This window comes from Dongshaea marina, from assembly GCF_003072645.1.
GTDB lineage: Bacteria > Pseudomonadota > Gammaproteobacteria > Enterobacterales > Aeromonadaceae > Dongshaea > Dongshaea marina.
Genome location: NZ_CP028897.1, coordinates 4870364 through 4893161, shown reverse-complemented (window position 1 = coordinate 4893161; position 22798 = coordinate 4870364). Strand labels below are relative to the sequence as shown.

The window sequence follows — 22798 nt, the reverse complement described above, 5'->3', positions numbered from 1 at the left end:
ACAGTGAAGAAGTTTGGTTTTGTGCAGCAGATCGCTGTTAACTATTTTTTACAGGACTTTAGTCAGGCTTGCCCTTAAACTAGAGGGCCTACAGTGATCCAGGGGAGGACAAGATGGTGAGTTTGGTGATTGATCCGCAGTTGAGGTTGGAGCCACTACAAACCGGACATGCGCAGGAAGTCTATGCTTTGGTCGATAACGATCGCCAGCACTTGCGGCAGTGGCTTCCCTGGGTCGATCAGTCGACAGAGCTTAAGGATACCGAGGGTTTCATCGAGTTAAGCCTTGAGCAGGAGCGCGCCGGCAAGGGGGCTCAGTTTATCATCCTGTCTGATGAGAAGGTTGCCGGGCTGGTTGGGATCAACCTAATCGACTTACAACACTGTCGCGCCGAGGTTGGCTACTGGCTGGCAGAGGGATTCGAGGGACAGGGGATCATGACCCGCTCGGTGGCGACCGTGCTGGCCTATGCTTTTGACACACTCGGGCTCAATAAGCTGGAGATCCGCTGTGCTTCCGGTAATCACAAGAGCCAGGTGATCCCCCAGCGCCTGGGCTTTCACTATGATGGTACCCTGCGCAGCCATGAAAAACTCAATGGTGAGTATGTGGATCACCAGGTTTACTCTCTGCTTCGTTCTGAGTGGCAGCAGTAGCTCGGGAACACTCCAAAATAGCTCAGCCTGTTAGCTGAGATTCCGTAGCATAAAAAGCCCCATTCAAATCTGAGGTTGCATGGGGCTGGGAAATCATAGGGCATTTTTAAAATGTGTACTTAAGGCCCGCCATCACGCTATCCAGTGCATAGTCCTGGTGTTCAAACATATGGGTATAGGTGACTTGTGCCTGTAGCTGTGGGGTCAGGTTATAGCCAGCGCCTACTCCCATCAGAGGGGTCCAGCCATCATTATCATCTGAGCTCACTTTAATATCATTAACTGAAACATCAATTGTCTTGTAGGCAAAGCCAGCTTTACCGAACAGATCAATTTTCTCGTTAACATGGTAGGTTCCGACGCCACTCATATCAAAGGCATGGAACTTTGCATCTCCTGATACGTGCCCATACGGAGTCATGCCTGAAAATGATTCTTTACCATAGTAGCCGTAGCCAATTTCTGGAGCGACTGAGAACTGCCGGTTAATATCAAAGGTGTAACCCGCCGCAATCCTTCCTCCAAGGTGTTCTTTAGAGTAATTTGGCGCATTGCCGGTTATATCTTGATTAACCCACCCCATTTCGCCTTTAACATAGGGGCCAACGGGAGTGAACGAGCTATTTGATGCCGTAGAGTTCTGTGCAAACGCTGCACCTGAGGAGGCTGCCATAGCCGCAATAACCGAAGCAATTAATATTTTTTTCATAATAAAACCTATTTTCAATAATGCACCATCATCATGTTTATGATGGTAAATGAGTTAATGTAATTATTTTGCTGTGGCAATAATGATTTGAAGGCATCCTATCAAGGTGCTCTCTGAAGAAAACGCCTCAGCAGCAGGAAGATTAATATATGTTTTACTCAGCACAATGTTTCAATTTATGCTTTTTGATAAGTAATCTTATTTATTATTCTTTTTGTTTGTGAGTTTTGATTGTTTATTGGTGTGACTATGAGAACAAGTCAGTAATTAATTAAGCGATTTGAGCAAATGGCCGATAGTGTAATAGAGTTATTAAATGGATATAGAAATGACAACACACCAAGTGAGGAGTGTATTAATATGATAGGACTAAAAAGCCCCAAGCAAACGAGAGGTATATTGCATGGGGCTGGGAAATCTTAACTGGGCTTAGAAGTTATATTTCAGGCCCGCCATCACACTATCCAGCGCATAGCTCTGATGCTCAAACATATGGGTATAGGTCACCTGAGCCTGAAGCTGTGGAGTTAGATTATAGCCGGCACCCACTCCCACCAGAGGTGTCCAGCCATTGTAGTCATCACTTGTCTCCGTCCAGCTGCCATGCTCGAAGTCTACACTCTTATAGGCCATGCCTGCCTTGCCGAAGAGATCGATTTTTTCATTCAGGTGGTAGGTGCCTACGCCGCTAAGATCCAGAGCATGATATTTTGCATCTGTGCCATCTTTCGAGCCTTTACCATAGTAGCCGTAACCAATTTCCGGCGCGACAGAGACTTTTGGGTTCAGGTCGAAGTTATAACCTGCTGCGACTCGGCCACCTAAATCACTGTTGGTTCTGCCACTGAGCATGTTATCCCCACTTGAGTCTTGATCTGCCCAACCCAACTCACCCTTGACATAGGGGCCCATCGGCTTAATTGAAGAGCCTGATGTATTGGTATCCTGAGCACCTGAGTTACTAGTGTCCTGAGCAAATGCGGCACCTGATGCTGCGACCGTTGCTGCCACCATAGAAGCAATAAGCAATTTTTTCATAATCTGTACCAGCCTTAAAAATTGGTTAATAGTCAGTGTTTATCTTGCTGTTATCGTTTTGTCTGCCCGAGAGCAGCTTGGGGACGAGAATAGGCAGAGCCTAAGCCTGTAGCTGTCGCATTGATCTTTGCCAATCATGTCGCCAAAAGCAGACACTTGCAGAAAATTATTTATATACAGGAGGTTAGAGCAATCTGTGGGGGCTATTTATTGAGCAATTTATTTTGAATTTTTTGAGGTTTTTACTGTCGTAAACTCCCTTTACTGTTACTTATTGAACATTTTTCGGGCAAAAATGCTCTGGTTGTTGAGAGTTTGAGATGGAAGGTGTAGCTTTTTTGGTCACAGATAGTTGTTACTGATAATTAATGGCAAAGCAGGAGGCTTTGCCTCTTAACCAGGAGAGGGATATGGATATCCAACAACAGCTCAATGCACTGCTGGAGCTTGCCGATGAACTTGATGCAGCCGGGGCATCTCCATACATCTATGGTGCTCAGCGAGCAAATCACCAGGCGCAACTGATCCGTTTTATCGTCAACGGTCTTCGAGATGGGGTGGTGTATGAGGGGGAGCTAAGACGTTATCTGGATTTAGCCGGGAATCATAGACCTAAAACCGTCCATCACGAGCTGCTGTGTGGTTAATCTTTTTATTCTGCGGATCGCTTTTTTACTGTTGCACTGTATATGCCGGTGCCGGCAGGTAACCCCCTCTGGCCGTAGCCGGACAATTATGTCATTGGTTGCGAAGCTTTGGCGAAGTTACAAAAATTCTGCAGGATATGCTCACCAAGCTCTCCGGAGACCTCGGGATGGAACTGCACACTCACCAGGGGTCTCTTCTCACATGCCATTGCCTCCACCTCGTAGAAGCGAGAGCTGGCAAGTTTTCTGAAACCTTCGGGCAGAGTTACCCCCTCACAGTGATCAGCTGTTGCTGAAAAGTTCTCGGGTATCCCATTAAACAGGGGATGAGAGTCGCATAGCTTTATGATTTCAGCTTCGCGGCGCTCAGCTCCACGATACGCCTGTGCCCCGCAGCGCAGTGCGATCGCCTGGTGTCCCAGGCAGATCCCAAGAGTTGGTACTTTAAGGGGGTCGATGAAGGAGAACTGAGAGTACAAAAGCGATCCTTGCTGAGGGTCGGTCACCAGATGTGGGCCACCTGAGATGATGCAGGCAGAAAAGCGCTCAAAGCTGGTTGAGTTGGCATCCCTGAGCCTTATGGTTTCGACCTTGTTGCCTTGTCGCTCAAGGATAGTGCGGATCTGCGGGGTTTTAGAGCTATCACAATCGATGAGGCAAACAGCAAGCATCCTCTGCTCCTGGATTTTCGGTTAGCGTGGGATCTTTATACCCTGCTTTTTCCCGCCGGGCTACTCAATATCGCTCCAAGGCTTTGGGGAATATACCCATATCCCAGGAGGGGAGATGTGCGATCGTTTTAGCTGCTCTCATACCTACAGGATTCTACTAAAAATAGATGTTTCGACTGGGATAAAGCGAGTAATCATTCTTTATCTTATCCATTATTTTGAGTGGACTGACCCCCTTTGCTCGGGGGAGATAAATATAGGTTTTTTTCGGTATTAAATCTCTTTGATATTTCAGATAAATCCAGGTGTTGGATGTTAAAGAGCCAACATCGGTCTTTTACGCAGTAACAGATAGGACAGTGATGATGAAAAAATTAGTAGTTGTTGCAGCAGTTGCCAGTGCCTTAGCTTGTGGTAGTGCAATGGCACAGTTAACCCCCTACGTAGGTGTCAATCTTGGTTGGGGAGGAATGCAGACTAATGACAAGCCCATAGATGGACTTAATCAGAGCTCAGATAGTATTGGTGGGGTTGCCGGAGGGATTAATATCGGGATCCTGGCGGGGGATACGCCTTTTCAGTATGGCGCTGAGATGGGGTATTACACCTATGCAGATAACACATATAACTACGATAGTATCCCTCTTAATGCCCAATATAAGGGGAACTATTTTGATCTATTGGGAGTAGGTAAATACAGTTTCAGCAGTGGCTGGAATATCTTTGGTAAGGCCGGTGCAGCCTATGTAACCCAGAAGCTTAATGCTAATGCGGATGGCTTTAATGTGATTGATGATACCCAGCATAAGATTCTGCCCAAGGTTGCTCTTGGGGTAGGCTATGACTTCACCTCTAACTGGAGCGCTAACCTGCAGTTTAGCCAGGTGTTTGGTCATAAGGCTCCCCAGTTTAAGGGCAATATAACAAATTTGAGTGACTACGATAAGGTAGCCTCGGTTCAGATGCTCACCCTGGGAGTCGCTTACCGTTTTTGAGCTCGGGAACCTGTTCGCTCCCCGGAATCAGGCCGGGGAGCTGGCTAATCAAAGCTTAGCTACTGAATGAATTCAGGGCATAGCCCAGGGTTGTTCCATTGACCGCGCTGTTTACTGGATACGTATTCCCACTGGCATCGGTCAGTATGCTATCGATACCACTTTGCTTATCGCCATTTAACCAGCGGGTCATTACATGCTCAATGCTGACCCCTCCTGTCGCTTTGACCTCGATGGCGGTTGGCGCATGGATGGTTGTTTGCCCCTGAGCATTGGGGAAGTAGCTGTAGACACCAAGCCCCTTACCCACAAAACCGCTCGCCTTATCGGTAACAATCAATGATGGGCACACCTGCTTGGTGACTGAGCTGGCTTGGCCCGGCAGTGAGCATTTCACCTGAGCACTACTACCACCATTGATCGGCATTAGATAGGGCATCTCAGATTGGTAAAAGTTGATTTGCCCGCCCTGGCCGTTCCACACCGTCTGATAGTTTTGGAAGTGCTCGACCGCCAGGCCATTCATCACCACATCTTTACCATTAACAATCAGACCATACTCCGCCTGATCTGTATCCCAGCCCACCAGGTTATTTTCGGGATCCGCACTGGTGCCGCTCTGGGCATCATGGTCAGCACGCCATAGCCACAGATTCTGCCCTATGGTGTTGTTGGCATTGACTGTGACACAGCTATTGGCTGCCGGGTTTCCTGTCATGGCCGTCGTCGTTCTGGCTATTCGACAGTAAACATCTTGCAGTACGTCCGGGTTCATACTGTTATCATTGCTATTGAGGGTGTCCCCACCCACTTTGAGCAGGGTATTCACAGGATCGCTCGAAGGGCGTGCTGTACCAGCCTCCAGGGTGATGCCAGCCAGGCGAACGCCTTGTTCCCCCTCAACATCAATACACTGACCACTGTTACACACCAGGGAGGGTACTCCGATACCAAGCACAGTGGTATTGGCCGGAACCTTGATGGTGCCATTGATATCATAAACACCGGGCATAACGATGAGGCTCTTGCCCTGGCTAAGTTCAGAGCTAACCTTTTGGGCATCAACCTGGGTATTTTGCTCTGTGGTTGAACTCTGTGGGGAGATGACCACGAAGGAGTCTTTCACCGACAATGATGTGCTGCCATCACCCCGATCGACTCTCCAGTCGCCCTGGGTGTAAACCAGTCGTGGTTTGTCGGGAATGGTCAGGGTATCTTTGATGTCGGTGAATGGGAAATCACCCCAGCTATTTTGGGTGGAGCCATCTTCACCAGCTATGGTTAGAGGTCCCTGGTTATTGTGGGAGACCATATTCCAGTTCCCGGCTTTCCAATTACTAAAGCTGGTATCTGTAACATAGAATTGTTGTTGAGATCCTGTCTGTAGCTCTTTATCTATATGGCTGTTTGCCATAAATCCACCGCTGGCAAAGCCACAGGGCCAGCTATGATCTGGATTCTCATTAATCTGGCCAACATTCCAATCACACATCAGCAGATCTTTGCCTTTGAAGTCGACATTACGGATGGGTGAAGCTTGTGATACTGCAAAGCGTAGAGTTCCGGCTGGAGTTATGCCATCAGGATTTTTCAGGTTGCTTGAATCTATGGTGAGATTTTCCATTCCTCGCCAGAAGTTATTGAGTGCACCTACGGTTTTGCATGACTTGGTATATGCAGTGGTATCGCACTCATTTAGGACGTTGATTCCCGGAGCGACCGTGGTGCTATTCTTGCTGGTTCCGACGCCCAGAATCTGGGTGTAGTAGCCAATCTTAAAGGGTTTTGCCATGGTATATGGTGCAGATGAGCCCTCAATCAAAATGGCATAACGCTTATCAGACCATTGACTGGTTAACCCTGGACGTGAGCCATCCTGAGGGCCGCCGATCTTGGTTCCCAGTTTATTGAGAACATCAGCACCATCACTACTTTTGACAAAGTATGCACCGGCAGGGCAAGTGCCATTGATACACTTATTGGGTGACTTTAGTAGTGAGGCAAATTCAGAACCATCGACCAGCTGCGCCTGCGCCGCTGTTGCTGCCAGGCCGGCAATGATTCCTGAAAAGATAAGAGATGATTTTTTCAGACGATATTTCACAGTTGATCCTCCTTTGATCCAAATGAAAATAAACGACATTCAAAAGCCAGATTGATATTTAATTGCGATAGGGATATTCAGCTGGGTTATTTATTCCTCCCCGGAATCTAAGTTTTTGGATACAGCAAGCTCCTGCCGCCAAAGGCAGCATTTTAAAAGAGGGCTGTAATTTTTAAGTATCTAAATAGCTGATCCTATTACTGCTACATCTGTTGATGTGTGCTAGCAGACACGCTATGAATCCATCCATGGAAGCTCCACCACATCGGCTATCATCCCTGATAGCCTTTCCCAGTTCGGCATCCATACCTCTCGTTCAATGGCTTAAAACCATTTCACCCCTGACGCAGAGGGTCTGCTCATTCACAATTCAACAGCTGCCCCAAGTGATCTACTATTTGGAACAGTTATTTCGTGGCTAATCTTCAGAATCAGTAGCTTGTATTATCGACTCCCGTTTAATTAGCTCTCCACAAAACATTCGGCTGCCAGCTTCAACCTGCTGGCCGTCGGCGAGCTGCAGCGCAATCTTCATTGCGCTGTCCGTGATCTCATAGACCGGAATATTAATGGTTGATAGCGGAGGTGTAACAAAACCACTGAGCGGCACATTATCTATCCCTATTACGGAAACATCCTGTGGAACCCCTAATCCCGCCTCATTGAGGGCTCGAATCGCCCCTATGGCCATATCATCACTGCAGGCAAACAGGGCCGAAAATCCCTTCCCACGAGAGAGCAGCTCCTGGCAAGCCTGATAGCCACTGTCCGGACTGTAATGACCCTCCACCATCAACTGAGGATTTGCCGTCATCGCCTTATCCTGCAACGCTTCCTGGTACCCCTCTAAGCGCAACTGACCCGTGGTTGTTTCAAGAGGGCAGCTGATACAGGCGATCTGGTGATGTCCATGCTCGAGTAGCTCAGACACAGCCTGGTAGGCAGCATCCCGCTGATCAAAGCAGACGCTATGACCCGCCTCTGCCGGGAGCTGGCGATTGATCACAACGATCGGCACCGGGACTTCCTGCTTGAGATCGCAAAAATCCTGAACCGTCATCGAGCGGCTATAGAGGATAATGGCATCACAGCGGCGTGCCACCAGGGAGTGAATCGCCTCAATCTCTCTTTGAACATCGTTATGCCCATCGGTGACAATCAGCTGTTTTCCGGCATCTCCGGTGGCCTTGGCTGCCTGTTTGAGAAGAGCCCCGAAATAGCTGCCATCAAAATCAGATAGCACCAGACCGATGCTATTGGAGCTATTGGTTGCCAGGGCCCTGGCCAGGGTGTTGGGTCTGAATCCAAGCTCAGCCATCGCCTCAAAGATTGCGTTGCGGGTAGACTCCTTGACCTGCCCGGTGCCATTGATGGCTCTGGAGACGGTTGCCTTGGAGACACCCACTAATTTACTGATATCGTTTATTGTTGCCATTGTTCTCATCAAGTGCCGGCTGTAAGCTGGGCTGATTTAGAGTATTGTGCCGTTAGATTGGATGACTCTCTGGTACCAATCAAAGCTTTTCTTCTTTTTGCGTTTTAGATAGTCGTGGCGATCAATATATACAAAGCCGTACTGCTTCTGGTAGCCGTTGAGCCAGCTGAGCAGATCGATAAATGACCAGGGGTAGAAACCCCGAACATCGGCGCCCTGGGCTATCGCGTCTGCGATGGCCTGCAGGTGGCGACTGAGATAGTCGATGCGCGCATCATCGATGATTTTGCCATCAATGATGGGGTCTTTATAGCCCAGGCCATTCTCTGTGATGTAGATAGGGATATCCCCATAGCGTGCTTTGATCTGCATGATCCCTTCGGTCAGTCCCTGTGGATAGATCTCCCAATCCCAATCCGTGTACTCTCCCTCGGGATTACGCACAAACTTGAACAGATCCTTAAAGCCAAATTCTCCCGCCGAATTGCTTTGGCCCGAGGTGTTCATCTCAAAGGTGCTTTGCTGAGGGTTGGCAGCGACCATCTCCCGCTTGTAGTAGTTAAGACCGATAAAATCACAGATATTCTCTTTGAGAAGCTTCTCATCTCCCTTCACAAACTCCGGGGCCCCCAGGGTTAACTGGGCTATCTCCAGTAACTCTTTGGGATACTCACCCTTTAACACAGGATCGTAGAGCCAATGAGTGTAGATACCATCGGCAATCCGGGTAGCCTTCTGGTCCTCACTCATTGTCGAAGCCGGGGTATGGGGCTGCAGCACATTAACGAAGCCAATCATCCCCTTGCCTCGGATGTTGCCATCGCACTGCATCTGACGAAATGCTGCCACCGCTTTTGCATGGGCCACAAACACATGGTGGCAGGCCTGGAGGGCTCGCGCCGGGCTGTTAACACCGGGAGGATGAAGTCCTGTGATATAGCCATGGCCAATAAAGACCACGGTTTCATTGAAGGTAGACCACAAAGAAACCCTGTCGCTAAACGCCAGAAAACAGGTCATCGCATATTCGGCAAAGGCTTCTGCCGTGGCGCGGGACTCCCAGCCCCCCTCATCCTGTAGCCTCTGTGGCAGATCCCAGTGGTAGAGGGTGATCATCGGCTGGATATTATAGCTGAGCAAGGTATCGATGAGCCGGTTATAAAAGTCGACGCCTGCAGCATTCACCTTGCCTCGTCCCTCGGGAAAGATGCGGGCCCAGGCGATCGAGAAGCGGTAGCTGCTCATTCCCAGCTCAGCCATCAGTGCGACATCCTCTTCCATCCTGTGATAGTGATCGGCCGCGACATCGCCATTGGTCCCCTGGTAGGTGGTCCCAGGCTGGTGGGAGTAGATATCCCAGATAGAGGGGCCCTTGCCATCGACATCGTGAGCCCCTTCAACCTGGTAGGCTGCGGTGGCAGCCCCCCAGAGAAAATTATTCGGAAATGGCTGCATCTGTGATCCTGTGGTTGGTTGTTTCAAGTTTTCGGTAAAGGATGATCAGCTCATCAATCAGCTCCCGGGCGAGCATGGAGGTCATGATGTGATCCTGGGCATGGATTAGAATCATATTGACCGGGATCTTTCCCTGTCCCTGATCCATGCCAATAAGCTCGGTCTGGACCCCGTGAGCTCGCTTGCTGGCGACTGTGGATTGAGTCAGTAGTTCATCGACCTGGCTCCAGTCACCCTGTTTTGCTGCTCCAAGTGCCTGCATGGCACAGGATTTTGCCTCGCCGGCATTGATGATGAGCTCCATCACCGTCTGCTCCAGCTCTTCTTCGATTTGCATACTCAGGCCTCCTGCGCTCTTTCCTGTTCGAGCAGCTGTTTTTCATAGACTTTAAAAAATGGGTAATAGATCAGGGTCGAGAGTGCGAGCAGCACAGCGACCAGTAGCACTGCAGTGCCCCCCCAACCGACTCCCCAGGCCGCACCAATAGGAGCCGGGGCTGTCCAGGGCACCACAGAGACGATATGACCCACCAGTCCCATCTTGACCGCGAAGTAGGCGAGGGTGCCATTGACCAGAGGGGCGCCGACAAAAGGGATGAAAAAGGTCGGGTTCATCACGATTGGCGTCCCAAAGATCACAGGTTCATTGATGTTAAATACAGAAGGGATCACGCTGAGCCTGCCGATGGCCCTCAGGTGAGCCGAGCGGCTACGGATAAACAGCAACACCAGTCCCAGGGTAGCGCCTGAGCCACCGATGACGATAAAGAAGGTCCAGAATGCCTCCATAAAGATGTGAGGAGGAGGGGCCCCGGCCGCCAGTGCTGCCTGGTTGGCAGCCAGATTGGTCAGCCAGAACGCCTGCAGCATACCGCTGACAATGACGGCTCCATGGATCCCCGCAAACCACAGGATGTGTGCCAGGGCCACGGCCAGCAGGATCGCTGGCAAAGAGTCTGCGGCAGACACCAGGGGCTGAAACAGCGTCATGATAAGCGCTGGCATCCCCATTCCCAGGCTGTGCTGGAGCAGCAGGTTCAGCGGATAAAGGGTGACCACCACGATCAGAATCGGTAGCAGCAGATCAAAGGATTGCTTGATCTTGGCCGGAACCTGCTGCGGTAGCCTGATCCCTATCTCTTTGATTTTTAAAAATCGGATCAGCTCGGTGCAGTAGATACTGATCAGCAGCGCGCAGAAGATCCCCGTTCCTCCCATGTAGGCTGCCGAGAGCACCCCCTCTTTCATCGGGGATGCGATCAGCAGAAAAGCCATCAGGGATAGCATGGCTGGCATGAAGGGCTCAAGTTTATAGCTTTGGGCTAGGTTGTAGGCGATCGCTGCCGTGATATACAGGGACATGATCCCCATGGTCATATGAAAGGGAGTGAGGATCTCATCCTGATACTGGTGGGCAGCAGAGAGCCACCAGCGGGCAAAGCCCCACTGACTCTCTGCCGAAAAGGGCGGAAAGGCAAACACCAGCAGGAAAGAGCCAACGATCATAAAGGGCATGGCCGAGATAAAGCCATCGCGGATCGCCATGATATGCTTATGGGATGCCGCGGCTCCGGCAATGGGAGTGATTTTCTGCTCAATAAAGCTGAAGGCAGAGTCGGTAAAAGCTGACATATCGCCTCCCTAATCGATAAGAGCCTTGAGTGCATCCCCAAGAATTTTTTCGCCATTCATCATTCCGTAATCCATGGCGTTAATGACTTTTACCTGTTTGTTATACGCCGCCGCCCGGGTCGCAAAATCCTGATGCTTGTAGCGAACCTGCGGACCCAGCAGGCAGAGATCATAGTCGGGCAGGGTGGCATCGAACTCCTCTAAACCCACGGCGATGATATCGACCTCGATATTTTTCTCCTTCGCAGCGGTTTTCATCTTATCGACAACCATGCTGGTGGACATACCCGCGGCGCAACAAAGAAATATTTTGTTCATCTGTGTTCCATCCTTGCTCTACTGTGACCGACTTGCGTTTCGATGAAAGCACCAACTACTCCGGTGCTCGCTTTTTAAGGAGTATAGGGAGGTTTTAGGGTAAATGTAACCGGTTGCTGTAACCGGTTACATTATTTTCCGTTAACTGGGATTGAGATCACAAAAGGGGGTTTGCCTGAGGGGAGAGAGCCAGAAACTCAATCAGTTTCTCGGGGGAGCGGAGCAGGGCCTCTTTTTGCCGCTTGCTGAGCGCCTTGAGTCTGAACTCTGCCTTGAGGGCTGCACTCTTGCTGCCTATCCGGGTATGAAACGCCAGGGTGAGGGGCTGTTTTCCCCTGAGGTATTTAGCGCAGCGTCCTCCCTGAGCCTGGTGCTCGGCAAAGCGCCGCTCTACATCTGTGGTGATCCCTGTATAGAGGGTGTTATTGGCACAGCGGACGAGATATAGGAACCACATATTTAGGAAGCCGGATGGTGATGTTTCCGGCTATTTTAGCCAATCGATAATTTTTTTCAGCCACAAGCTTAGGCGAGTACCGGACCTGGTTTTGGCTTCCAGATGGGAGAGAGAGGCGTGGTTGGCTCTATGCCTGCGTCTTTCATCGGCGGCGTTGGCTAGCTCGGCAAAGCGGATCCTGGAGTCGGGTGTCATCTTTGAGAAAAGGCTGGAGCTGTCCGGGTTTGTTCGCCGAATCTGAGAATGCCCCTTAGGAGTGCTGCACATGATTGGCTCTACCGAAAAGAGGGATACTTATAGAGACAGGTTCTGAGCAGTTTATCTTTCGTAGTAAGCGTAAAATCGATGGTTTTGTGCAAATATGACAGGTCATTGGTTGACGTTTCTCTCGGCTATAGTCGGACTTCGGATCAACGATGCAAGCCCCGGAATGGGGAGAGAGACAAGTGAGATCTATCTATGAAGTCCCTGATGATTCTATTGCCATTAATGGCTGTAGCAAGCTGCGTACAAGCGGCAGAGAAAGCTAAAGACTCTCCCTATTCGGGGAGCGCCCAGTTGGGTTATTTCTACTCCAAGAGTGATTCCACCTCCACCTCCCTTAATACCCGCTTAAAGTTTGGCTACCAGGGCGAGGAGGTGGGGAGTAACCTGGATTTTCAAACCTTCTATACCAAGTCTTCCGGTGACAGCAGTACCAACAAGTACACGTTGACTAACGTCAACAATTACAACCTGACCGAGCGCCAATACCTGTTTGGCAGGCTTCAGTATGATCACGATCTCTATGGTGCATTTCGCCAGAAAGTGACGGGCTCAGCAGGCTATGGCGTTCGAATCGTCAAGACGGATGCCAGTAGCCTTACTTTTGATATAGGCCCGGGTTACCGATTCTCTGAGGAGCAAAAAGCCAGCGATGGCAGCTCGGGGGAGCGTGAGAGTGAGATGATAGGGCACGCCGGTCTCAAGGGGGATCATAAATTTAGTGACACCCTGGAGATCGGAGCAAACCTGATGACGGATGCGGGTGAGAAAAATACCGTATCGACCGCCGAGTTTAATCTCAAAAACACCCTGATAGGCAACCTGGCGCTGGTCTTGAGTACCCAGTATATCTACACCGATCGGGTGCCGGAGGGGCAGAGCAACGACGAGGTATTTAACTCGATCAATCTGAGCTATGGTTTTTAGGCTCACTTGGGTTGAGTTCCGGGTACTCCTCGTAGCTTGGATACTCGAAGCTATCCTCGATATTGTCTTCCATGATGCTCTTGAGATCACCGGATAGGATCAGCTGTTTGAGCCTTTGATCAAACAGCTCACGTAGCTCCGTCCCTTTGGGGGTGGAGCTAAACCCAAAGAAGGTCTTCTCCTTAAGCACATCCTCTTTAACCTCCAGCTTTGGCCCCAGCTCGAATTCTGGCAGGCGGTTGAAGTCTGAGACATAACCAAACACAGCATCCACCCGGTTGCGCTTGAGCAGGGCGATCATTTTGGGAATATCATTGCTCTCACGATAGTCGGCCTTAAAATCCAGGTAAGTGTCCATATCATAGCCAACCTTAGCCATGACTCTTTTACCCTTAAGAGATTCCAGTCCCTGCCAGTGAGGGGCAAACTTGGGTGAGAGCACGAGATCAAAGCGCTCCTCCTCGACCGGATAGTGGCTGAGGAGCACCTCCGGAGGCTCATCACCATCGGAAAGCCCCAGAACTATGTCTGCCTGCTGCTGCGCCACCATATCGATGGCACGCAGATAAGGCATGATCCTGAGAGTGAGTTGATACTGTTCTTCCGGATAGATTCGGCGAAGGGTATCCATGTAATAGCCATACCCTCCGGTCTCAACAAAATCTTCCCACTGCTCCGAGACCACCCTGATCTGCTGAGTTGCAGCCAGAGGCACAGAGAATATCAGAATCAACAGTGCAGCCAGGGTTGCTCTCATGAGCTAGTCCCGATAAAGCGATCCTGATAAAAGTATAGGAGTTGGTGAGATCTCCTGCTTCTGGCCCTATCAGGAGAGAGCTTTAGGCTCTGTTGACGTTTCAGATTTGGTTCTGCAGTTGGCAATTTTTTCATCCAGCAAGGCAGAAGATGTGTGGTGTAGTTGTTCTACATGAGCATCTGATAACGTAGTTGGGTGGAAAAATGACCACTGCCCTTCGGGTTGCGCCTGAAAAAGCCCTGTTCATTGTTGCTCATCACTTATTTAGAGCAACTAAACCGCATAATTCGCGTCACGAACAGAGCATTTTCAGGGGCAACAGGTTCAAAATTGAAACGTCAACAGAGCTTAGTTAAAGGGTGACTCCGGACTTGAAGATGGCAAGCTCTTTAAACTGGTTTCTCTCGTTGCAACATAGCTTGCCTGAGGCTGTTTCACACAATAGATCCAGCAGGGACTCAAGGAGCTGTTCCGGCTTGGTTCCATCGAGCATCACCCCGGCATCCAGATCGATCCAGTGGGGCTTTTTGTGAGCTATGGCACTGTTACTGGATATTTTCAGGGTCGGGGCAAAGCCACCATAGGGGGTGCCCCTTCCTGTGGTAAACAGAACCAGGTGACAGCCTGCAGCAATCAGGGCGCTGGTAGCGACCGCATCATTGCCCGGGGCTTCGAGAAGGTGCAGGCCCGGGCGTTGGAGTCGCTCGCCATATCTGAGCACCCCATCGATGAGTCCGGCTCCCGCCTTCTGGGTGCATCCCAGGGATTTCTCCTCCAGGGTGCTGATCCCTCCCTTCTTATTGCCCGGCGAGGGGTTCTCATAGATCGGTTGTTGGTGGGCCCGATAGTAGTCCTTGAAATCTTCGATGAGGCCCAACGCCTGCTGAAAAATCTCGGGAGTGCGGCAGCGGTTGAACAGCAGGTGCTCAGCGCCAAACATCTCCGGAACCTCGGTCAGCACCACGCTGGCCCCCTGAGTCAGCAGGTAGTCCGAGAGCAGCCCTAACAGGGGGTTGGCGGTGATCCCGGAAAAACCATCAGATCCACCACACTCCAAGCCAATCTTAAGTCGAGAGGCCGCAACAGTCTGGCGGCGATCCCGGGACATCTTATCGAACAGTTCGGTCAGTAGTTGGCAGCCCGCCTCCAGCTCATCTTCAATCTCCTGAGCCTCCAGATAGCGGATCCGTCCGGGGTCAATATCACTGAGCAGAGGCTTGAGCTCGCTAAGCTGATTATTTTCACAGCCAAGGCCGATGATCAGAACTGCTCCGGCATGGGGATGATGTGCCATGCTGGTCAGTATCCGGCGGGTATTCTGGTGATCCTCTCCAAGCTGCGAACAGCCATAGGGGTGAGCCAGCAGCTCAATACCATCGATCGCGTTGAGCGCCTGCTGCTTTTTGAAGCGCTCGATGATCTGGCGGGCGATCCCGTTAACACAGGCCACAGTTGGGATCACCCACAGCTCATTGCGCAGCGCGATATCACCATTGTCCCTGAGATAGGCCTGGATCTCTCGTCCTGCAACAGGACTTGGCTCAAAGGCAAACTCTGGCTGATAGTGATACTCATGGGTATCGGTGAGGGCCGTTTTCAGGTTATGAGTATGAATCCACTCCCCTATCCCGATCGCCTGGGTTGCCAGGCCGATCGGCTCGCCATATTTAATCACCTGGGAGCCTGGCTCAATCTGCTTTATCGCGAACTTGGAACCCGGAGCCAGCGGCTGTTTGACCGTCACAGAGTGCTTTTCGATCAGCAGTGTCTCTCCGGGCTCTAACTCTGTGAGTGCGACAACAAGGTTATCTTTTGGATGGATTTTAATGAATGGATCCACGGCTAGCTTCCCGATTGTTATCCGTTGATAAGGCTCACTGCTTCGCGAGTCATCCGGCCGATCTCATCCCAGGCTTGTGCCTGGATCAGCTTCTTATCTACCATCCAGGTGCCACCACAGGCGACTACATTGGGGAGAGCCAGGTAGTCCTGGATATTCTCAGCCTTGATCCCACCTGTCGGCATGAAGCGGACCTGGGTATAGGGAGCACTCAACGCCTGGATCATCTTGATCCCCCCCGAGGCTTCGGCGGGAAAGAATTTCAGCGTTGTCAGTCCCATCTCCAGGGCTGCCTCGATCGCCGATGGGTTGTTTACTCCCGGGATGATATCAATCCCCAGCTCCTGACAGGCTCTGACGGTCGTGGGGTTAAACCCTGGGCTCACGATGAAGCTGGCACCGGCATCCCTGGCTGCCTGGACTTGCTGTGGCGTGAGTACAGTTCCGGCACCAATCAACATCCGGGGCTGAGATTCCCTGAGTAATCGGATCGCTTCAGCGGCGGCCTCGGAGCGAAAGGTGATCTCGGCCGCGGGCAAGCCATTGTCTGCCAGCGCTTTTCCGAGGGGGATAATATCTTGTGCATTCTCAACGGCGATCACCGGGATCACTTTGAGCTCAGCCAGCTGTTCGGTTAATTGTTTCATCTTGTTTCCTTTAATCTTGAGTCGGGCAGAGGTGCTGCATCTTAGCCGGTGGAATAATTGCACCTCGCTGATTAATCACCTCTTTTGCCAGAGCGTGCCCCTTTTTGCAGCACTCAGCGGGGGAAAGTCCATGGGCCCAGCCCGCTAAAAATCCGGCATTAAATGAGTCACCTGCGGCAGTGGTATCCACCGGGTTGGCGATCTCGAGGGTGGGAATATGTTGTTGCTCTGATTGGTGACTATAGATGCAGCCCTGAGCTCCCTGCTTGAGAATGATCTGAGGGCAACCCTGTTGATGTATTCGCGAGATGATCTGTTGGGCGTCATCATCACCCCACAGGAGCTGTTCATCATCATCGGTCACCAGCGCCAGGCTGCAGATAGAGAGGAGCCTCTGGTAGCAATCCCGAGCCTTAGCCGGGTCTTGCCACAGGGCTGGACGGTAGTTGCTGTCAAACACCAGCTTGACCCCACTACGGGACAGCTCCTCCAGATCCTCCAGCAACTGTTGGCGATCATCTTCGGGGAGGATTGCCACAGAAATACCACTCAGATACAGGATATCGCTGCTTTTCATGAATTGTTTCACCCTGGGGTATTCAGGATGACGCAGCAGGTAGCGGGCCGCAGAATCGCTTCGCCAGTAGAGAAAGGTGCGCTCCCCCTGAGGGTCCAGTTCAATCAGGTACAGTCCGGGTTGATGTTGTGGATCGCGCAGCACACTCCGGGTATCGATCCCTTCTGTCTGCCAGCGCTCAATCATTCCGTCACTGATCGCATCCTCTCCCAGGGCGGTAACGTACTCAACCTCAAGATCGGGAGCCAGTCTGCTCAGATATAGAGCCGTATTGAAGCTATCTCCGCCAAAAGTCTGATTCATGGCAGCGAATGGGGTGCCATTAAGCTCAATCATGCATTCACCCATCAGGGATACCCGGGTCATCGAGTCTCTCCCGGCAGGCGAAAATAGTTAAGGGCATTGTTGTAGCTTATATCTTCAACCATCTTGCCAAGCAGGGTTAGATCATTGGGGGCTTCTCCCTGCTCAACCCAGTTTCCTAACTTGTTACACAGGATCCGGCGGAAATACTCGTGACGGGTATAGGAGAGAAAGCTTCTGGAGTCGGTCAACATGCCAACAAAGCGGCTGAGTAATCCGAGTTGTGCCAGCTGCTCCATCTGGCGCTCCATGCCATCTTTTTGATCGTTGAACCACCAGCCCGAGCCAAACTGAATCTTGCCCGGGATCCCGCCTCCCTGGAAATTTCCTATCATGGTGGCTAATACCTCATTATCCCTGGGATTGAGACAGTAGAGGATGGTCTTAGGGAGCTTATCATCGTAATCGATCGTATTGAGCAGGGCCGACAGGGGCTCGGCTATGGCTCTGTCATTGATCGAATCGAATCCGCAGTCCGGTCCCAGTTTTTGATGCATACGACTGTTATTGTTACGCAGTGCTCCCAGGTGTAGCTGCATCACCCAGCCCAGCCTATGGTACTCACGCCCCAGCCAGATCAGTACCGCAGTACTGTATTGGGCGATCTCCAGTTCACAGAGTGTCTCTCCGCCCAGGCGTTTTTGAATAATCCGGTTGAGCACCTTCTCATCTTCACATTGAGCAAACCTGAGCCGATCGATACCGTGATCGGCGCTGCGGCAGCCATGTTGTGCAAAATGGGCCAGGCGTTTGGATAGTGCCCGGGTCAGGGATTCAAAATCTGTGATCTCAAGATCACAAACCTCTCCCAGGCTCCTGAGGTAATCGCTGAAGCCATCCTGTTCGATCTTGAAGGCTCGATCCGGACGCCAGCTGGGTGCGACATCGACATCTATGCTGTTATCATCGGCAATCATGCGGTGATACTGCAAAGAATCTATGGGATCATCTGTCGTTCCTATCATTCGAACATTCATCTGGCTGATAATGCCCCGTGCACTGAACTCGGGAGTTTGCAGCATCTCGTTGCATTGTTGCCAGATGAGATCCGCAGTCTGAGGGCCAAACAGGGTATCGCGGATCCCAAAAGGCCGCTTCAGTTCAAGGTGGGTCCAGTGGTAGAGAGGGTTGCCGATACATTGAGGCACCGTCCTGGCCCAGGCATCATACTTGGCCTTATCACTGCTATTTCCTGTGATCAGCTGCTCGTCTATCCCGGCACTGCGCATTGCCCGCCACTTGTAATGATCTCCAGCCAGCCAGATCTCCCCCAGGTTACTGAATTGGTGATCTTCAGCGATCAGCTGTGGGTTCAGGTGGCAGTGATAGTCGTAGATCGGTTGCGGCTTGGCGTGCTCATGGTAGAGCTGGCGCGCGGTATCACTCATCAGCAGGAAGTCATCATCCATGAACTGTCTCATAATGCTCCCTCCTTATGTGAGATGAGCTGTGCGATAGCGCCGCGAGCCCCCCGCTCAAGGAGCTGCTGGTAACTCTCAGTTATGGCTTGGATAAACTCAGCATTACTGGCAAGGGTGGCTGGGAATACTCCCGAGAGTTTGACAAGCTCCCGGACAACTATGGCGTCGCGGCCACAGCGATCGCAGATCGTTTTGAGCTCAGCCGCGAGAGGATCGCGAACATCTATCGGCTGGCCCAGCTCATCCCTGCCGCTGACATAAAACATCCAGCCCGCGATCCCTAAGGCCAGACAGGGATACTCTGTGCCCCGTTCAAGATGACACTGCACACTCTCCAGCATTCGTTGTGGCAGTTTCTGGCTCCCATCCATCGCGATCTGCCAGGTTCTGTGCTTGAGCGCCGGATTAGAGTAGCGTTCGATCAGCCGATCGGCATAATCCCGGGAGCTGACTCCCTCTGGCAGGGTCAGGGTGGGGGCCTGTTCATTGAGCATCAAGTGGTAGGCCGCATCTTTATAGCTGCTATCCGTCATGGTTTCAGCAATCGTCTGATAGCCACCAAGGTAGCCAAGATAAGCGAGAAAAGAGTGGCTGCCATTGAGCATCCGAAGTTTCATCTCCTCAAAGGGAAGAACATTCTCAACCAGTTGAGCTCCCGCCTTCTCCCATTGAGGTCGACCCGCGACAAACCGATCTTCAATCACCCACTGCAGGAAGGGCTCGCAGGCGATCCCGCATGGATCATTGACCCCCAGGGCTTCTGTGAGGCGTTCAAGGGATTCCTCTGTGATGGCCGGCACTATGCGATCCACCATGGTTGAGGGAAAGCTGACCTCTTTGTCAATCCAGCCCGCCAGCTTGGTATCGAGTTTAGCCGCGTAGTCGAGCACCATCTGCCGGGTCAGAACTCCATTTTGCGGAAGATTATCACAGGACATCAGGGTGAAGCCCCCGAGGGCGCGCTCCCGTCGGCGCCGCAGCGATTCAACTATGTATCCGACTGCGGATTGAGGAGAGCCCGGATGCTCCAGATCGCTCACGATCAGGGGGTTAGCTGTATCAAGCTTGTGAGTCTCGCTGCTCAGGCAGTAGCCCTTTTCGGTGATAGTCATAGAGACGATCGCTGTTTGCGCACTGGCCAGCTGCTCCAGGATGGCCTCGCTGCCATCAAGAGCCGGGTGAAGTGAAGCACAGACACTACCTATGATACGGGTCGTGTTCTGCTCTGCCCCCATTTCCATCACGCTGTATCTGTGATCCTGAGCCCGGAGATCCCGGATCAGCTGCTCGCCTCCAAACAGGTTCACTTCGCAGTACCCCCAGTCACACTCCTGCTCCGATTCCAGCAGGCGATCCAATACCAGGGCCTGATGAGCGCGATGAAAGGCCCCAAATCCCAGGTGCACGATGCGGGGGCGTAACTTGTCTCGGGAGTAGTGTCCTTGCTGAACCTCTTCAGGCAAAGCAGTGGTCGATAAATTCTGGGTCATGAATCACCTATTGGTATGCCAATTTGATGTTTTGCTGAAATCATACGTTTACTCGCATATTTGATGTGATCTTTGTCACTAAAACAATCATTCAATCCTTTTATTGTGAGTCGGATCCCATAACAGCAGTATCAATACTGGAAGTTTAGTACGCATAACCGGAATATAGGTGCACCAAAACTGTAACATGTTATACCAATGTGGGTCTTACTCAATCATGAACGCTTTAACCATAGTTACTGATATTTTTCGAAATCCCCCGATCCTGCTGGGAATCGTGGCCTTTATCGGGCTCTGCATCCAGAAAAAGCCCTGGACCGAAGTGATCTCCGGCACCATTAAGACCATCATGGGGTTTGTGGTGCTACGCCTTGGCGGGGGAATCATTGGCCACAATCTGGATATTTTCGGACAACTCTTTACCAACGGTTTTCATATTGAGGGCATCATTCCAAGTAATGAGGCCGTGGTGGGGCTGGCACTTGCCAAGGTCGGCTCGGTGACGGCTCTCATTGTCCTGTTCGGCATGATGATGAATATCCTGATCGCCCGCTTCACCAGGCTTCGTTATATATATCTGTCGGGCCACATTCTGGTTTATATGTCCTGTGTCTTGGCCTGCATCATGTTCAGCCACGGAATCTCATCCCTGTGGATGGTGATCATAGGGGCAATCATACTCGGTCTCTATATGTCGATTGCTCCCTTTATTCTCAGAAAGCCCAGCCGCAGGATCATCGGCAGCGATGAGTACACCATTGGTCACTCGGGGACGCTATCCTATTTCATTGCCTCTATGGTAGGTCGCTGGGTAGGTAGTCCGGATCACTCGATCGAAACGGTGCAGATGCCTCAAAAGCTGATGTTCCTCAAAGACTCCATGGTCTCGGTTACCATCACCATGCTGGTACTGTTTCTGATTGTGACCTTCAAGGCGGACTCTGAATTTGCCCGTCATTTGGCTGGAGGTACGGATCTGTTGCTGTTCAGCATCATACAAGCAGTCACTTTCACCGGTGGACTGTTTATCGTGCTGACCGGTGTAAAGATGTTTATCAATGAGATTGTGCCTGCCTATAAGGGGATCGCGCAGAAGATAGTCCCGGGCAGTGTCCCTGCGGTGGATGTGGCAGCTCTGTTTGATCTGTCTCCCAATGCCGTGATTGTTGGATTCATTGCCAGCTTCATCGGGGGGTTGATCACCATGTTTATTCTGCCATTTGCCGGGCTGGCGGTGATCATTCCTGGCCTGGTTGCGCACTTCTATACCGGGGCGGCATCGGCTATCTATGGTAATGCGACCGGAGGTCGGCGTGGCGCGATGATCGGGGCATTTATCAACGGTATCTTGCTGACTTTGCTACCGGCCCTGCTGATACCGCTGTTAAAGAATATGGGATTCCATGGAACAACTTTTGGCGATCCGGATTTTGCTGTGGTGGGCATAGTGTTGGGATATGCGTTAATGCTGTTTTAATCAAAGAGGAACAGGATTGTTACACCAGGGAGGGAGATATGTTGGATCCTGTTCAGGTTATTTTGGTATGCCAATTGTTGAGAGATCTACTTGGGCTGTTGTATCATCCCACCACCCGATCAAATGATCAGATGATGCTATGCAACAACGGACGACACAGCCTAAACGGCTCTATCAACAAATTGGCCTGGAACTTTATCAGGAGTTAGCCAGGGGACTGTATCCGGTCGGCAGTCGACTGCCGCCGGAAAGGGATATCGCAGAGCGTTTTGGGGTCAGTCGTACCGTGGTACGTGAAGCCCTGATTATGCTTGAGCTGGAGCAGTTGATTGAAGTGCGTAAGGGCTCGGGAGTCTATGTGTTGGCGGAGCCTTCATCAGGAAAAGTTAAGCGCAGTGACTTTGATCCCGGCCCCTTTGAGATGCTTCAGGCTCGCCAGCTGCTTGAGGCAAATGTCAGTGAGTTTGCTGCCGCCCAGGTGACCAAGAATGACATCAACCAGATGCGTGAGTTGCTTGAGCGTGCCAAACAGGCTCTGAGGGATGGTGTTTACCAGGATGCAGTCGATGCAGATGGGGAGTTCCATATCCTTATTGCCAAGGCAACCCAGAATACAGTCCTGGAGCAGTTGGTACGTGAGCTCTGGGAGATGCGTGAAGACAGCCGGATGTGGGTTCGCTTGCATGATCATTTCGAGGAGAAGGACTATTGGCACACCATCGAGGAGCATGAGCTGATCCTGCAGGCTTTACAGCGTAAGGATCCTGCCAAGGCAAAACATGCCATGTGGCAGCATCTTGAGAATGTGAAGCGTAATATGATGCGCTTTTCCAATATTGAGGCTCCGGACTTTGATGGCTTCCTGTTTAATGACTCCCCGGTCAGGCTTTCCGATAAATCATAGTTATTACGAGTAAT

At 51.2% G+C, this 22798-nt stretch carries 22 protein-coding genes; 6 read left to right on the top strand and 16 right to left on the bottom strand.

Going from position 1 to position 22798, the window contains the following annotated elements:
- Positions 1 to 113 precede the first annotated feature (113 nt).
- The gene (locus DB847_RS22950; RefSeq protein ID WP_108652752.1) at positions 114 to 656 is read left to right on the top strand and encodes a GNAT family N-acetyltransferase; all 543 of its coding nucleotides are present in this window, start codon (positions 114 to 116) and stop codon (positions 654 to 656) included.
- Between the two features lie 106 nt (positions 657 to 762).
- Here the strand turns inward: DB847_RS22950 and DB847_RS22945 are convergent, their stop codons facing one another.
- Positions 763 to 1365, bottom strand: a complete 603-nt coding sequence (locus tag DB847_RS22945; RefSeq protein WP_108652751.1) for an outer membrane beta-barrel protein — start codon at positions 1363 to 1365, stop codon at positions 763 to 765.
- Between the two features lie 429 nt (positions 1366 to 1794).
- Positions 1795 to 2403: an outer membrane beta-barrel protein gene (locus DB847_RS22940; protein ID WP_108652750.1), complete on the bottom strand. Its 609-nt coding sequence runs from the start codon at positions 2401 to 2403 to the stop codon at positions 1795 to 1797.
- A 410-nt stretch (positions 2404 to 2813) separates the two neighbouring features.
- On the opposite strand from DB847_RS22940, the gene DB847_RS22935 reads away from it, so the two are divergent.
- Positions 2814 to 3050, top strand: a complete 237-nt coding sequence (locus tag DB847_RS22935) for a hypothetical protein (protein ID WP_159084811.1) — start codon at positions 2814 to 2816, stop codon at positions 3048 to 3050.
- Between the two features lie 86 nt (positions 3051 to 3136).
- On the opposite strand, the gene DB847_RS22930 is transcribed toward DB847_RS22935, so the two are convergent.
- Complete coding sequence (locus tag DB847_RS22930) at positions 3137 to 3721, bottom strand: type 1 glutamine amidotransferase (protein WP_108652748.1); 585 nt, start codon at positions 3719 to 3721, stop codon at positions 3137 to 3139.
- 365 nt (positions 3722 to 4086) lie between these two features.
- On the opposite strand from DB847_RS22930, the gene DB847_RS22925 reads away from it, so the two are divergent.
- Entirely contained in the window at positions 4087 to 4716 is a 630-nt protein-coding gene (locus DB847_RS22925; protein ID WP_159084810.1) for an outer membrane protein, read from the top strand.
- Positions 4717 to 4771: 55 nt separating this feature from the next.
- Here the strand turns inward: DB847_RS22925 and DB847_RS22920 are convergent, their stop codons facing one another.
- The 7 genes from DB847_RS22920 to DB847_RS22890 all read right to left on the bottom strand — a co-directional run bounded on the left by DB847_RS22920 (position 4772) and on the right by DB847_RS22890 (position 12117).
- Positions 4772 to 6820: a glycosyl hydrolase family 28-related protein gene (locus DB847_RS22920; protein ID WP_108652746.1), complete on the bottom strand. Its 2049-nt coding sequence runs from the start codon at positions 6818 to 6820 to the stop codon at positions 4772 to 4774.
- Between the two features lie 418 nt (positions 6821 to 7238).
- Entirely contained in the window at positions 7239 to 8255 is a 1017-nt protein-coding gene (locus DB847_RS22915) for a LacI family DNA-binding transcriptional regulator (protein ID WP_108652745.1), read from the bottom strand.
- Positions 8256 to 8291: 36 nt separating this feature from the next.
- Positions 8292 to 9710 (bottom strand): GH1 family beta-glucosidase, encoded by a 1419-nt coding sequence (locus tag DB847_RS22910; RefSeq protein ID WP_108652744.1) that lies wholly within the window; start codon positions 9708 to 9710, stop codon positions 8292 to 8294.
- On the bottom strand, positions 9691 to 10047 hold the full coding sequence (locus tag DB847_RS22905) for a PTS lactose/cellobiose transporter subunit IIA (protein ID WP_108652743.1): 357 nt from the start codon (positions 10045 to 10047) through the stop codon (positions 9691 to 9693). Before DB847_RS22905 ends, DB847_RS22910 begins: the two co-directional genes overlap by 20 nt.
- Before the next feature lie 2 nt (positions 10048 to 10049).
- Positions 10050 to 11342, bottom strand: coding sequence for a PTS sugar transporter subunit IIC (locus DB847_RS22900; RefSeq protein ID WP_108652742.1), 1293 nt, complete (start codon positions 11340 to 11342; stop codon positions 10050 to 10052).
- A gap of 9 nt (positions 11343 to 11351) precedes the next feature.
- The gene (locus DB847_RS22895; protein WP_108652741.1) at positions 11352 to 11660 is read right to left on the bottom strand and encodes a PTS sugar transporter subunit IIB; all 309 of its coding nucleotides are present in this window, start codon (positions 11658 to 11660) and stop codon (positions 11352 to 11354) included.
- A 157-nt stretch (positions 11661 to 11817) separates the two neighbouring features.
- The gene (locus tag DB847_RS22890) at positions 11818 to 12117 is read right to left on the bottom strand and encodes a GIY-YIG nuclease family protein (RefSeq protein WP_108652740.1); all 300 of its coding nucleotides are present in this window, start codon (positions 12115 to 12117) and stop codon (positions 11818 to 11820) included.
- Positions 12118 to 12576: 459 nt separating this feature from the next.
- Between DB847_RS22890 and DB847_RS22885 the strand changes: the two genes are divergently transcribed.
- On the top strand, positions 12577 to 13308 hold the full coding sequence (locus tag DB847_RS22885) for a DUF481 domain-containing protein (protein ID WP_108652739.1): 732 nt from the start codon (positions 12577 to 12579) through the stop codon (positions 13306 to 13308).
- Here the strand turns inward: DB847_RS22885 and DB847_RS22880 are convergent.
- The 6 genes from DB847_RS22880 to DB847_RS22855 all read right to left on the bottom strand — a co-directional run bounded on the left by DB847_RS22880 (position 13286) and on the right by DB847_RS22855 (position 20403).
- Positions 13286 to 14065 (bottom strand): substrate-binding periplasmic protein, encoded by a 780-nt coding sequence (locus DB847_RS22880; RefSeq protein WP_108652738.1) that lies wholly within the window; start codon positions 14063 to 14065, stop codon positions 13286 to 13288. The two genes, DB847_RS22885 and DB847_RS22880, sit on opposite strands and share 23 nt — an antisense overlap.
- A 352-nt stretch (positions 14066 to 14417) precedes the next feature.
- Entirely contained in the window at positions 14418 to 15905 is a 1488-nt protein-coding gene (locus DB847_RS22875) for a UxaA family hydrolase (protein ID WP_108652737.1), read from the bottom strand.
- Between the two features lie 17 nt (positions 15906 to 15922).
- Positions 15923 to 16552 carry a bifunctional 4-hydroxy-2-oxoglutarate aldolase/2-dehydro-3-deoxy-phosphogluconate aldolase gene (locus DB847_RS22870; RefSeq protein ID WP_108652736.1) on the bottom strand — a complete coding sequence of 210 codons (630 nt, stop codon included), beginning with the start codon at positions 16550 to 16552 and terminating at the stop codon, positions 15923 to 15925.
- A 10-nt stretch (positions 16553 to 16562) separates the two neighbouring features.
- Complete coding sequence (locus DB847_RS22865; RefSeq protein ID WP_108652735.1) at positions 16563 to 17495, bottom strand: sugar kinase; 933 nt, start codon at positions 17493 to 17495, stop codon at positions 16563 to 16565.
- On the bottom strand, positions 17492 to 18913 hold the full coding sequence (uxaC, locus tag DB847_RS22860; RefSeq protein WP_108652734.1) for a glucuronate isomerase: 1422 nt from the start codon (positions 18911 to 18913) through the stop codon (positions 17492 to 17494). The genes DB847_RS22865 and uxaC overlap by 4 nt, the downstream gene beginning before the upstream one ends.
- Entirely contained in the window at positions 18910 to 20403 is a 1494-nt protein-coding gene (locus DB847_RS22855; protein WP_108652733.1) for a mannitol dehydrogenase family protein, read from the bottom strand. The genes uxaC and DB847_RS22855 overlap by 4 nt, the downstream gene beginning before the upstream one ends.
- Positions 20404 to 20620: 217 nt before the next feature.
- On the opposite strand from DB847_RS22855, the gene DB847_RS22850 reads away from it, so the two are divergent.
- Positions 20621 to 21880, top strand: a complete 1260-nt coding sequence (locus tag DB847_RS22850) for a PTS ascorbate transporter subunit IIC (RefSeq protein WP_108652732.1) — start codon at positions 20621 to 20623, stop codon at positions 21878 to 21880.
- 139 nt (positions 21881 to 22019) lie between these two features.
- Positions 22020 to 22784, top strand: coding sequence for an FCD domain-containing protein (locus DB847_RS22845; RefSeq protein ID WP_108652731.1), 765 nt, complete (start codon positions 22020 to 22022; stop codon positions 22782 to 22784).
- The last annotated feature ends 14 nt before the right edge of the window (positions 22785 to 22798 follow it).